This window comes from Streptomyces sp. NPDC059788, from assembly GCF_042732265.1.
Classification (GTDB): domain Bacteria; phylum Actinomycetota; class Actinomycetes; order Streptomycetales; family Streptomycetaceae; genus Streptomyces.
In genome coordinates this window covers 31,850-45,985 of the sequence record NZ_JBHWHY010000015.1, presented here as the reverse complement: position 1 = coordinate 45,985, position 14,136 = coordinate 31,850, and the positions used below count along the sequence as shown (strand labels likewise).

2 protein-coding genes are annotated in these 14,136 nt (G+C 76.4%); both read left to right on the top strand.

Annotation, left to right across the window (positions count from 1 at the left end):
• The first annotated feature begins 79 nt into the window (after positions 1 to 79).
• Positions 80 to 9,451 (top strand): amino acid adenylation domain-containing protein, encoded by a 9,372-nt coding sequence (locus ACFV57_RS15070; protein WP_385230881.1) that lies wholly within the window; start codon positions 80 to 82, stop codon positions 9,449 to 9,451.
• Positions 9,448 to 14,133, top strand: coding sequence for an amino acid adenylation domain-containing protein (locus tag ACFV57_RS15065; protein ID WP_385230878.1), 4,686 nt, complete (start codon positions 9,448 to 9,450; stop codon positions 14,131 to 14,133). The genes ACFV57_RS15070 and ACFV57_RS15065 overlap by 4 nt, the downstream gene beginning before the upstream one ends.
• The last annotated feature ends 3 nt before the right edge of the window (positions 14,134 to 14,136 follow it).

Here is a 14,136-nt window from a genome sequence, read left to right as displayed (position 1 = left end):
CGCGCCACCGCGGCGGGCGACCGCAGCGGTGGCGCGGCAGGCAGAAGCGAGCAACGGGTTGTCCGTCAAAGGGGGAGACATGGAAGGCCAGGCACAGTTCACTGCGCCCCTGACCGATTGCCAGGAGGGGACGTGGCTGGCCCAGCGCGCGGAGAACCCGCCCAGGCAGTACGACATACGGCAGTACACCGATGTCCCGGGCCCGCTCGACACGGGCGTCTTCCGACGGGCGCTGCGGCAGGCCGTCGCCGAGACGGAGGCGCTGCGCCTGCGGTTCACACGGGACGGTGACGTCCCGGCGCAGGTGATCGGAGCTGCCGCGGAAGAGCCGACCCTCCGGTGCGTCGACCTGACCGCCGAGAACGAACCGTGGGAAGCGGCCCAGGCGTTGATGCGCGCGGACGGCCGCCATCCGGCCGAGCCCACCGAAGGGGACCTCTGCGCGCACATCCTGTTCCGGCTGGCCCCCGACCGCTACGTCTGGTACCAGCGCCACCACCAGCTGCTGGTCGACCACTTCGGGAGCACGCTGCTGGCCCGCCGCGTCGCCCACCTCTACAGCGTCATCCTGGGCGGTGAGCCGTACCGCCTCCCGGGCCACGCCCCGCTGCGCGAGCTGTGGGAACAGGAGGCCGCTTACCGGGAGTCGCCCCACCACGAAGCCGACCGCCGCTACTGGCACCAGCACTTCGCGGACCGCCCGGAACCGGCCACCGTGCCCGGCTACCGGTCGGCCGACCCGGACGCCCACCCCTGCGCGGCCGGACGCCTGTCGGACGCGGGCCGGCAGGCGCTGCGGACGGCCGTGGACCGCACGGGCGTCAGCCGTGGCGCACTCGTCGTCGCCGCGGTCGCCACGTTCGTGTGCCGGACGACCGGCGCGGACGAGGCGCTGCTGAGCTTCCCCGTCGACGGACGCACGGGCACCGCGGCCCGGCGGACGCCCTGCGCGACGGCCAACGTGCTGCCGCTGCGGCTGCCCGCGTCGCCCGGCGACACGCTGGCCGGGCTGGCCCGCGCGGCGCAGCGCGAGATCGACGGACTGCTGGAGCACCGGCGGTACCGGGGTGAACGCCTGCACGGCGAGCTCGGGCGGCCGGGCGGCCGACGGAACTTCGGGCCGTCGGTCGCCGTCCCGGCGAGCGGCACGGACCTGCGCTTCGGAGAGTTCCGGGGCACCCTGCACGACCTTCCGGGCGCCCCCGTGGAGGCGTTCTCCGTGGTGGTGCGGGAGCTGCCGTACGACGCCGGGACGAGCGTCGTCCTCGAAGCCGATCCCGCGCTGTACGACCAGGAGTGGGCCGGTGCGGGCCACCGGGCCTTCGTACGGCTCCTGGAGCAGGCGGCGGCCGAACCCGAGGCGCCCGTCGGGCGGTTCGGCGTGCTGGGCGCGCCGGAACACGGGCTGGTCGTGGAGGGGTGGAACGCCACCGGCGCCGAGACACCGGGCACCTCCGTGCCGGAACTCGTCGCCCGGCAGGCCGCCCGGCGCCCCAGGGCCGTCGCCGTGTCCGACGGCGAACGCTCGCTCACGTACGGGGAGCTGGACGTGCGGGCCCGCCGCCTGGCCGGGTACCTGACCAGCCTGGGCGTGACCCGCGGCTGCCGTGTCGCCGTGCTGATGGAGCGGTCGGCCGACCTGCTGGTGGCGCTGCTCGGCGTCTGGAAGGCGGGCGCGGCGTACGTACCGGTGGACGTGGCGTATCCGGCGGAGCGGGTGGCGGTCATGCTGGCCGACTCCGCGCCGACGGCCGTGCTGTGCACCGGCAGCACCCGGGCCGCGGTGCCGCGCGGCGCGCCGGGCCGCCTCGTGGTGCTGGACGACCCGCGGGTGCGGGCGGCGGTGGCCGCGGGCCCGGCGCAGCTCCCGGCCGTCCCGGTGGGGCCCGAGGACCTGGCGTACGTGATGTACACCTCCGGCTCGACCGGCGTGCCGAAGGGCGTGTCGATGCCGCACGTCGGCGTCGCCGGGCTCGTCGGGCAGCGGGGCTGGGCCGTCGGCGCGGACGACGCGGTGCTGATGCACGCGCCGCACGCCTTCGACGCGTCGCTGTTCGAGGTGTGGGTGCCGCTGGTCTCCGGCGCGCGCGTGGTGGTGGACGGACTGGGCGTGGTGGACGGCCCGCGTATCCGCGCGGCCGTGGCGGCGGGGGTCACGGCGGTGCATCTGACCGCGGGGGCCTTCCGGGTGGTGGCGGAGGAGTCGCCGGAGTGCTTCGCGGGGCTGCGCGAGGTGCTGACCGGCGGTGACGTGGTGCCGCCCGCCGCCGTGGCACGGGTGCGGGAAGCCTGCCCCGAGGTGGCCGTACGGCATATGTACGGGCCCACCGAGGCGGCCCTCTGCGCCACCTGGCACCGGCTGCGGCCGGGCGACCCGGTGCCGTCCGTGCTGCCGGTCGGCCGCCCGCTGGACAACCGCCAGGTGTACGTGCTGGACGCCTTCCTCCAGCCCGTACCCCCGGGAGTCACGGGCGAGCTGTGCATCGCGGGGACGGGCCTGGCGCGCGGCTACCTCGCCCGCCCCGGGCTGACCGCGGAGCGGTTCACCGCCAGCCCGTTCGTGCCCGGCGAGCGGATGTACCGCACCGGCGACATGGTGCGCTGGACCGACGACGGTGAACTGGTCTTCGTCGGCCGGGCGGACGCCCAGGTCAAGGTGCGCGGCTTCCGCATCGAGCCCGGTGAGATCGAAGCGGCGCTGGCCGCCCACCCGGCGGTCGGCGAGGCGGTCGTGGTGGCCCGCGAGGACCGGCCCGGCGAACGCCGCCTGGTGGCGTACGTCGTCGCGCAGGCACCGGAGCGGTCCCGTGACGAGCTGCCGCCCGAGGGCGCCGCGCGGGACGCTCAGCCGGCGCGCGACGAGCAGCCGTTCCGCGACGAACCGGGCGGCGAGCGCGCCGCCGCGGGCGTGAGCAGCGCCCCGGAGGCCCTGCTCACCGGGGCGTCCGGCGGCAGCGCTGTGGCGGGCCGGGACACCGGCGCACTGCTCGCCGCGCTGCGCGAGTTCGTGGGCGGGCGGCTGCCGGAGTACATGGTGCCGTCGGCGTTCGTGCCCCTGGACGGGCTCCCGCTGACCGTGAACGGCAAGGTGGACCACAAGGCGCTGCCCGCGCCCGACTTCGCCGCGCGCGCCTCCGTACGGGAACCGCGCGGCGCCGCCGAGGAGACCCTGTGCGCGCTGTTCGCGCAGGTGCTCGGCCTGGAGCGGGTGGGGCCCGAGGACAGTTTCTTCGAGCTGGGCGGCGACTCGGTCGTGGCGGTGCAGCTCGCCTCGCGGGCGCGCCGCGCCGGACTGGTGCTGACCACCCGTCAGGTCTTCGGCGAGCGGACCCCGGAACGGCTGGCGCGGGCCGCCGGCTCCGCGGCGGACGCACGGCCCGGGACGGACACGGAGACCGGCGAGGTGCCCTGGACGCCGCTAGCGTCGGAGCAGGGCGGCCACTTCGCGCGCTGGACGGTGCTCCCGGCCCCGGACAGCCTGCGGGCGGACGCGCTGACGGCCGCCGTCGCCGCCGTGCTGGACACCCACGCCGTGCTGCGCGCACGGATCGCGGCCGGGGACACCGGACCGCGCCTGACCGTGCCCGGCCGCGGCACGGTGGACGCGGCCACGCTGGTCACCCGGGAGACCGTGGCCGCGGCGGACCTCGACCGGGCCGCCGAACGGGCGGCGCGCGAAGCGGTGGGCAGGCTCGACCCGTCGGCCGGGGCGAACCTCCGGGTGGTGTGGCTGGACGCGGGCGCCGCGCGGCCCGGCCGCCTGGTGCTCGCCGTCCACCACGCGGTGGCGGACGCGGAATCCTGGCGCATCCTCATACCGGACTTCCTGGCCGCGTGCGAGGCCGCGGCGGCCGGCCGGACGCCGGAGCCCGGCCCGGTGGGCGCCTCCTTCAGGCACTGGGCCGCGCTGCTGGCCGCCCAGGCGACGCGGGAGCACCGGCTCGCCGAACTGGACGGCTGGCGCGCGATTCTGGACGGCGGAGCCGGCCCCGACGACGGCCTTGCGGACTTCGAACCGGCGGGCCCGAAGGCCCGCCCGGACGCGGCCCCCGCCGGAACGTCGGGCCACATGGCCTGGACGATCCCGCCGCAGCAAGCGGCGGCGCTGGTGCACCGGGCACCGGCCGCGTTCCACTGCGGCCCCGACGACGTGTTGCTGGCCGCGCTGGCCGCCGCGATCGCGCACGGCCGCGAAGACGGCCGGACCGACGTCCTGCTGGACATCGAGACGGACGGCCGGCGGGAGGGACCGGACGGGCTCGACCTGTCCCGTACGGTGGGCCGGTTCACCGGCGTGCACCCGGTGCGGCTGGACGTGTCCGGCGCCGCACCGGGCGAGGTGGGCGCGGGCGGCCCGGCGGCCGGGACCTTGCTGAAGTCGGTGAAGGAGCAGCTGCGGGCGGTCCCCGGGGACGGCCTCGGCTACGGCCTGCTGCGTCACCTCAACCCGGATACCGGCCTCGCCGCCCTCCCGGCACCTCGGATCGCGTTCCGCTGCTCGGGCCGCCCGGAACGCGCCGACTCGCAGCTGCCGACCGGAGTGGCCGCGACCGGCCGCGGCGGGCCCTCCCCGTACGTCCTGGAGGCCGGTGCGGCAATCGGCGAGACCGCCGGAGGACCCGCGCTGACCCTCACGCTCACCTACCGCCACGGAGACGACGACCGGCGGTCCGGCGCCGCGGCGCAGCGGCTCGGCCGCCGCTGGGTCGAGATGCTGGGCGGCCTGGCCCTGCACGCCGCCGCGCCCGGGGCGGGCGGCCACACCCCCTCCGACTTCCCGCTGCTCACCCTCACCCAGGACGGTGTCGCGGAGCTGGAGGCCGCCGTGCCGCGGCCGGCCGACATCTGGCCGCTGTCCTCCCTCCAGGAAGGGCTGCTGTTCCAGTCCTCCTTCGAGGAGGAGGGCCCGGACGTCTACGAGACCCAGTGGATGCTGGAGCTGACCGGCCCGCTGCACGCCGCCAGGCTGCGCGCCTCGTGGGAGACGCTGCTGGACCGGCACGCCGCGCTGCGGGCGAGCTTCCACCGGCGCGCGTCGGGCGAGCCCGTGCAGATCGTGTCCCGTGAAGTGCGCCTGCCCTGGCGGGAGATCGACCTGTCGGGCCTGACGGAGGCCGACGCGCTCTCCGGCATCGAGGAACTGGCCACCCGGGAACAGGAGCGCCGGTTCGACACGGCGGCGGCGCCGCTGCTGCGGCTGCTGCTGATCCGTCTCGGCGCGGGCCGGCACCGGCTCGTTGTCATCAGCCACCACATCCTGATGGACGGCTGGTCCATGCCCGTCCTGCTGTCCGAACTGGCCGAGGTGTACGCGGCGGGCGGCGACGGCTCCGCCCTCGCCCCGGCCGCGTCCTACCGCGACTACCTCGCCTGGCGCGCCCGCCAGGACAAGGACGCCGCGCGCGCCGCGTGGAGCGCCGAGTTCGCCGGCACCGAGGAGCCGACGCTCGTGGCCCCGGGCGCCGTGGACCGGGGCCCGGTGGACGCCGGCCACGTCGTCACCGACATCCCCGAGGAGACCACCCGCGGTCTCGCCGAGCTGGCGCGCCGCCACGGCCTGACGGTGAACACGGTCATGCAGGGTGCCTGGGCGCTGGTGCTGGCCAGGCTGGCGGGCCGTACGGACGTGGTGTTCGGCGCCACCGTCGCGGGCCGCCCGCCGGAGCTGCCCGGCATGGAGACGATGGTCGGCCTGCTCATCAACACGGTGCCGGTACGGGTGCGCCTCGACGCCGGGCAGCCGGTGCTCGGGCTGCTGCGCGAGCTCCAGGAGCGCCAGTCCGCGCTGGTCGCCCACCACCACCTGGGCCTGCCGGAGATCCAGCGCCTGGCCGGTCCCGGCGCCGTCTTCGACACGCTCGTCGTCCACGAGAACTACCCCCGGGCGGTCGCCGCGCCGGGCTCCCCGGACGCCCTCGCCTTCGCCGTACTGGGCACGCGCGAGGCCACCCACTACCCGCTGACCCTCGGAGTCATCCCGGGCGAACGGCTCCGGGTGCACGTGGCCCACCGCCGCGACCAGGTCCCGGCGGACATCGCGGAGCGGCTGGTCGCGCGGCTGGTGCGGGTCTTCGAACAGCTCATGGCCGACTGCTCGGTGCCGGTGGGCCGGGTCGGCGTCCTGGACGCGGACGAACACGCCCTGGTGACGGGCGGCTTCAACCGTACGGACCTGCCGATGGCCGCCGCGACGATGCCCGCGCTGTTCCGCGCCCAGGCCGGGCGCACGCCGGGCGCCGTCGCCGTACTGGACGGGCGACGGGCGCTCACCTACGCGGGGCTGGAGCACGAGGCGGGGCAGCTGGCCCGGTACCTGGTCGCGCACGGGGTGGGGCCGGAGTGCCGGGTGGCGGTCGTCGTCGAGCGGTCGGTGGCGATGATCGTGGCGGTGCTGGCCGTCGCGATGGCCGGGGGAGTGTACGTACCGGTGGACCCCGAATACCCGGCCGAGCGGATCGCGTTCGTGCTGCGGGACGCGCAGCCGGCGGTCGTGGTGTGCACGGCCCGCACCCGGTCCGCAGTGCCGTCCGGAGCGGGCGCCGACACGGTCGTCCTGGACGACCCGGCGGTGGCCGGGGCCGTGGCGCGCCGCGCGGGCGGCTCGCTGACCGACGCCGAACGGCCCGCGCCGCTGCACGTGGACCACGCGGCATACGCGATCTACACGTCCGGCTCGACCGGCGTGCCCAAGGGCGTCCTGGTCCCGCACCGCGGCCTGTCCAACCTCGTCGCCGACCGCGTCGCGCGCTACCGCGTCGGCGCGGACAGCCGCGTGGTCCAGCGCGTCTCGCCCAGCTTCGACGTGTCGATGGGCGACATCTGGCCGGTGCTGTGCGCGGGCGGGCGGCTCGTGCTGGCACCCGCCGGGCAGCAGAGCTTCGGCGCGGACCTGGCCGATCTGCTGCGCGAACAGCAAGCCACCCACGTGGTGCTGCCCGCGGCGTTCCTGCCCCAGCTGCCGTCCGACGGCCTGCCCCGGCTGCGGGTCCTGGTCACCGGCGGCGAGCCGATGACCGACGAGGCGCGCCGCCGCTGGTCCGCCGGGCGGGAGCTGTTCAACGAGTACGGCGTCACCGAGGCGACGGTCACCTCCACGGTGACCGGGCCGCTGAGCGGCGACGGCGCCCCCGCGATCGGCCGCCCGATCACCAACTCCCGGGCGTACGTCCTGGACGCCTTCCTCCAGCCGGTGCCGCCGGGCGTCCTCGGCGAGCTGTACGTGGCCGGCGTGAACCTGGCACGCGGCTATCTGGGGCGCGCGGGGCTGAGCGCGGCCCGGTTCGTGGCGAGCCCCTTCGCGCCGGGGGAGCGGATGTACCGCACCGGGGACCTGGTCCGGTGGACCGGCGACGGCGAACTGGTCTTCGCCGGGCGGGCGGACGCCCAGGTCAAGGTGCGCGGCTTCCGCGTCGAACCCGGCGAGATCGAGGCCGCGCTGACCGCCCACCCGGCCGTGTCGGACGCGGCGGTGGTGGTCCGCGAGGACCGGCCCGGCGAACGCCGCCTGGTCGGCTACGCCGTGCCCGCCGGGCCCGGCCTGGACGAACGGTCCCTCCGCGCCCACGTCGCCGGGACGCTGCCCGACTACATGGTCCCCGCCGCCGTGGTGGCCCTGGCCGAGCTGCCGAGGACACCGAACGGGAAGCTGGACCGCGCGGCGCTGCCCGCGCCCGACTTCGCCGGGCAGGCCTCCGGACGGGCGCCGCGCACCCCCGCCGAGACGGTGCTGTGCGCGCTCTTCGCCGAACTGCTGGGCCTGGAACGGGCCGGTGCCGAGGACAGCTTCTTCGAGCTGGGCGGCGACTCGATCATGTCGCTCCAGCTCGTGTCGCGGGCCCGCCGGGCCGGACTGCTGCTGACCGCCCGCCAGGTCTTCGACGAACAGACCCCGGAGCGCCTGGCCGGGGTGGCCGAGCCGACGGCTGCCGCGCCCCGCGCGGACACCGCGGGCGCCGGGGTCGGCGAGGTGCCGTGGACGCCCGTGATGCGGCTGCTCGGTGAGCGCGTCACCGGCGGGCGGTTCGCGCAGTGGATGACCGTGGGCGCCCCGGCCGGGCTGGGCCGGGACGTGCTGGCCGCCGGACTGGCCGCCGTCCTGGACACCCACGCCATGCTGCGGGCCCGGGTGGTGACACGGCCGGGCGGACCGGTCCTGGCCGTCGGCGGCCGGGGCTCGGTGGACGCCGACGCCCTGGTCACCAGGGTGGACGCGGCCCGGACACCGGACACCGGCCTCGACGGCCGCGCGGAAAGCGCCGCGCAGGAGGCCGTCGGACGGCTCGACCCGGCCGCGGGCGTGCTGGTCCGCGCGGTCTGGCTGGACGCGGGGCCGCACCGGACCGGACGGCTGGTCCTGGCCGTGCACCACCTCGCGGTCGACGGCGTGTCCTGGCGCATCCTGCTCCCGGACCTGCGGGCCGCCTGCGAAGCGGCGGCGGCCGGACGGGAACCGGACCTCGACCCCGCCGGGACGCCCTTCCGGCAGTGGGCCGGGCTGCTGGCCGACCAGGCCACGCAGGCGTGGCGCGTCGCCGAACTCCCGCACTGGACCGCGGTACTCGACGGCCCCGACCCCGTACTCGGCACCCGCGCCCTCGACCCGGGCACCGACACCCAGGCGACCGTCCGCCACACCTCGTGGCAGGTCCCCCGGGAACAGGCGGCGGTCCTGACCGGCCGGACCCCCGCGGTCTTCCACTGCGGTGTGCACGAAGTGCTGCTGGCGGCGCTGGCCGGCGCGGTCGCGCGCTCGCGGCCGGAGACGGACGCGGCGGCCGGGGTCCTCGTGGACATCGAGGGACACGGGCGGGAGCCGGCCGCCGGGGCGGACCTGTCCCGTACGGTCGGCTGGTTCACCAGCGTGCATCCCGTACGGCTCGACCTGTCCGCCGTGGACCTGCACCAGGTCAGGGCGGGCGGGCACGCGGCCGGAGCGCTGCTCAAAGCGGTCAAGGAACAGACGCGCGCGGTGCCCGGCGACGGCCTCGGCCACGGGCTCCTGCGCCACCTCAACCCGGACACCGGCCCCGTACTGGCCGCCCTCCCGGCACCGCAGATCGCCTTCAACTACCTCGGCCGGTTCCCCGCGGGCGCGCCCACGGGCACCGCCGGACCGTGGGAAGCGGCGGGCGGCACCGCGCTGGGCGGCTCCGACGACCCGGACATGCCCGCACCGCACACCCTGGAGGCCGGCGCGGTCATCCGCGACACGCCGGACGGCCCCGAACTGACGCTCACGGTCGGCGGACCGGCCGGTGTCCTCGACGACGCGGCCGTGGCCCGCCTCGGGCACCTCTGGCAGGAACTGCTCGGCGGCCTGGCCGCCCACACGGCCGCGCCCGAGGCGGGCGGCCACACACCCTCCGACTTCCCGCTCCTGGACCTCGGCCAGGACGAGGTCGAGGAGTTCGAAGCGATCGCGGCACGGCTCGAAGGGGGACTGTCGCTGTGAAGACCTCAACGCCCGCCATGGGCCCGGCATCCGGCAAGGGCTCGGCACTCGCCGAGGTGTGGCCGCTGTCCCCGTTGCAGGAGGGGATGCTCTTCCACGCCGCCTTCGGCGACGAGGGGCCCGACGTCTACGTCATCCAGCGCACCCTGACCATCGACGGCCCGCTGGACGCCGCCCGCTGGCGCGCGTCCTGGCAGGCGCTGCTCGCCCGGCACCCGGCGCTGCGCGCCAGCTTCCACCGCCGCAGGTCGGGCGAGGCGGTCCAGCTCGTCACCCGCGAGGCCGCGCTGCCCTGGCGGGAGGCAGACCTGTCGGACCTGCCGGAGGCCGACGCGCTCGCCGAGGTCGGACGGCTGGCCGCCCGCGAGTGCGCGGAACGCTTCGACCTCGGGGTGGCGCCGCTGCTGCGGCTGCTGCTCGTCCGTCTCGGCCCCGACCGGCACTGCATGGTTCTGACGGCCCATCACATCCTGCTCGACGGCTGGTCGATGCCCATCCTCTTCGACGAGGCGACCACGGCCTACGCGGCGGGCGGCGACACCACGGCACTGCGCCGCACCGCCTCCTACCGCGACTACCTGGTATGGCTGGGGCGGCAGGACAAGGACGCCGCCCGCGCCGCGTGGCGCGCCGAACTGGCCGGGGACGGCGAGCCGACGCTCGTCGCGCCCGCGGACCCGGCCCGCGCCCCGATGCTGCCCGAGCAGACCGCGGCGGATCTGCCCGCGGCCCTCACCCGCGCTCTCACCGGCCTGGCCCGCCGCCACGGCCTGACCGTCAACACCGTGGTGCAGGGCGCGTGGGCACTGCTCCTGGCCCGGCTGTCCGGCCGCGACGACGTGGTCTACGGCACCACCGTGGCCGGCCGCCCGCCGGAACTCCCCGGCGTCGAGTCGATGGTCGGCCTCTTCATCAACACCGTCCCGGTACGGGTGCGCCTCGACCCGGGGCAGCCCGTGGCGGAGCTGCTCAAGGACGTGCAGGCCCGCCAGTCCGCGCTGCTGCCGCACCAGCACCTGGGCCTGGCCGAGATCCAGAAGCACGCCGGGCCCGGAGCGGCCTTCGACACGCTGGTGGTCTACGAGAACTACCCGCGCCCGGCCGCCGAATCGGCCGGGCCCGGCACGTTCTCCTTCACCACGCTGGGTCTGCGCCAGGCCACCCACTACCCGCTGACCCTCGGCATCCTCCCCGGCGACCGCCTGGAGGTCGGGGTGTCCTACCGGCCCGATCTGGTCACCGCCGAACTGGCCCGCGCGCTCACCGGCCGGCTGGTGCGGGTGCTGGAGCAGATGGTGGCCGACCCGTCGGTGCCGGTGGGCCGGATCGGGGTGCTGGGCGCCGATGAGCGGCGGCAGGTCGTGGCGGCGTGGAACGCGACGGCGGCGCAGGTGGCGGGCGTTTCGGTGCCGGAGCTGTTCGCGCGGCGGGTGGTGTCGGCGCCGGATGCGGTGGCGGTCGTGGACGGGTGGCGAACTGTTCAATATGGGGAGTTGGACAGGGAGTCGGATCGTCTTGCTGTGTATCTGGGCGGTCTGGGTGTGGGGCGTGGTGAGCGGGTCGCGGTGGTGTTGGAGCGGTCGGCGGAGCTGGTTGTGGCGCTGCTGGGTGTGTGGAAGGCGGGGGCCGCGTATGTGCCTGTGGATGCCGGGTATCCGGCGGAGCGGGTGGCGTTCATGCTGGGCGACTGCGGGCCGGCGGTTGTGCTGTGCACCGAGGCAACGCGGTCGGCGGTTCCGGCGGATGCGGCCGGGCGGGTGGTCGTGCTGGACGACCCCCAGGTGCGGACGGCCGTGGCGGCGTGCCCGGCCGGGGCGCCGCGGCAGGCGGTGTCCGCCGAGGACCTGGCGTACGTGATGTACACCTCCGGCTCGACCGGTGTGCCGAAGGGCGTGGCCGTGCCGCACGGCGGTGTGGCGGCGCTCGCCGGGGACCCCGGCTGGTCGCTGGGCCCGGACGACGCGGTGCTGATGCACGCCCCGTACGCCTTCGACGCCTCCCTGTACGAGATCTGGGCGCCGCTGGCCCGCGGCGCCCGGACGGTCGTGGCCGGGACCGGCGTGGTGGACGCGCAGCGGGTACGGGAGGCGGTCGCGGCGGGCGTCACGGCCGTACACCTGACCGCGGGTTCCTTCCGGGTGACCGCGCAGGAGGACCCGGAGTGCTTCGCGGGCCTGCGCGAGGTGCTGACCGGCGGCGACGTGGTCCCGGCCGCGTCCGTCGCGCGCGTACGCGAGGCGTGCCCCGAAGTGTCCGTACGGCATCTGTACGGGCCCACCGAGACGACGCTCAGCGCCACCTGGCACCGGCTGCGGCCCGGCGAGCCCGGCACCGACGACGTGCTGCCGATCGGGCGCCCACTGCCCAACCGGCAGGCGTACGTGCTCGACACGTTCCTCCAGCCCGTACCGCCGGACGTGACCGGCGAGCTGTACCTCGCCGGGGCGGGCCTGGCCCGCGGCTACCTCGACCGCCCCGGCGCCACGGCCGAACGGTTCGTCGCCTGCCCGTTCCCGCCCGGCATGGGGGTCCCCCCGGCCGAAGGCCGGGGGAGGATGTACCGCACGGGCGACCGCGCCCGCTGGACCCACGGCGGTGAACTGGTCTTCGCCGGGCGCGCCGACACGCAGGTGAAAGTCCGCGGCTACCGGATCGAACCCGGCGAGATCGAGGCCGTGCTCGCCGCCGCGCCCGGCGTGGCCCAGGCCGCCGTCGTCGCCCGCGAGGACCGGCCGGGCGAACGCCGCCTGGTCGGCTACGTCGTACCGGCCGAAGCGGGCGCGGACGTCCCGGCACCGGACGGCCAGGCCCTGCGCGAGCACGCCGCCCGCACACTGCCGGACTACATGGTCCCCGCCGCCGTCCTCGTCCTGGACGCCCTGCCGGTCACGGCGAACGGCAAGGTGGACCGCAAGGCCCTGCCCGCCCCCGGCTTCACCGGCAGGACCGCCGGACGCGCGCCGCGCACGGCGGCGGAGGACATCCTGTGCGGGCTCTTCGCCGAACTGCTGGGCCTGGAACGGGTCGGCGCCGAGGACAGCTTCTTCCGGCTGGGCGGCGACTCGATCATGTCGATGCAGCTCGCGTCCCGGGCCCGCCGCGAAGGGGTGCTGTTCAGCGCCCAGGACGTGTTCGAGCAGGAGACGCCGGGCGCGCTGGCCGCCACCGCCCGCCTCGCCGACGAGGTGCGCACCGCCCCCGACGCGGGAGTGGGCGAAGTGGCCTGGACACCGGGCATGTCGGCGCTCGGAAAATACGCGCTGAGCGGCGGCTTCGCGCAGTGGATGATCGTCACCACGCCCGCGGGCCTGCGGCCGGACGCGCTCACCGGCGGGCTGGCCGCCGTACTGGACACGCACGACATGCTGCGGGCCTGCGTGGTGCACGACGAGGACGGGCCGCGCCTGGTGGTGCCCGGACGCGGCACGGTGGACGCCGCCGCGCTGCTCACCCGTACCGATGCCGCCGGCGCACCGGCCGACACCCTCGACGGCCTCGCCGAGCGCGCGGCCCGGGAGGCGGTGGAGCGGCTGGACACCGCGGCGGGCGTGCTGGTGCAGGCCGTATGGCTGGACGCCGGGCCCGCGCGGCCCGGACGGCTGGCGCTGGTCGTGCACCACCTGGTGGTCGACGGCGTGTCCTGGCGCATCCTGCTCCCGGACCTGCGGGCCGCCTGCGAAGCGGTGGCGGACGGGCGCGTACCGGAACTCGACCCCGTCGGCACCTCCTTCCGGCAGTGGGCGGGCGCCCTCGCGGCCCAGGCCACCGAGGACCGCAGGGCCGCCGAACTGCCGGACTGGACCGCCCTGTTCGAGGACATCGCGCCCCCGCTCGGCGGACGGGCCCTCGACCCGGTCCAGGACACGCTGGCCGGCATGTCCCGGCGCACCTGGACCCTGCCGGGAACGACGGCGGCCACGCTCGTGGGCACGGCGCCCGGCGTGTTCCACTGCGGCGTCCACGAGGTGCTGCTCGCGACGCTGGCGGGCGCGGTGGCGCACGCAGGGCCGGACGGCGCGCTCGTCGTGGACATCGAGGGACACGGGCGCGAACCGGTCGACGGGGCGGACCTGTCCCGGACGGTGGGCTGGTTCACCAGCGTCCACCCGGTACGCCTGGACGTCGCCGGCGTCGACCTGGACGACGCGTCGGCGGGCGGCCCGGGAGCCGGTGAGCTGCTGAAACGCGTCAAGGAACAGTCCCGCGCGGTGCCCGGCGACGGCCTCGGCCACGCCCTGCTGCGCCACCTGAACCCGCACACCGGGCCGGAGTTGGACACCCTGCCCGACGCCCACATCGGGTTCAATTACCTGGGCAGGTTCGCCGGTGCGGGCCGCGCCGGAGCGCCGGGGGACGCCTGGCAGCCGGCCGGCACCTCGGTGGTCGGCAGTTCCGCCGACCCCCGCACACCCGCCCCGCACGCCCTGGAGGCAGGGGCGTACGTCCAGGACACCCCGGACGGACCGGAACTGGCCCTCGTGCTCGGCGGACCCGCCGCCCTCTGGCAGGACACCGCCGTCGAGCGGCTGGGCCGGCGCTGGCTGGACCTGCTGGACGGCCTGGCGGCCCACACCGCCGACCCCGCCGCCGGCGGGCACACCGCGTCCGACTTCCCTCTGCTGGACCTCGGCCAGGACGAGGTCGAGGAGTTCGAAGCAGGTTTCGCCGACGACACCCCGTAAGCC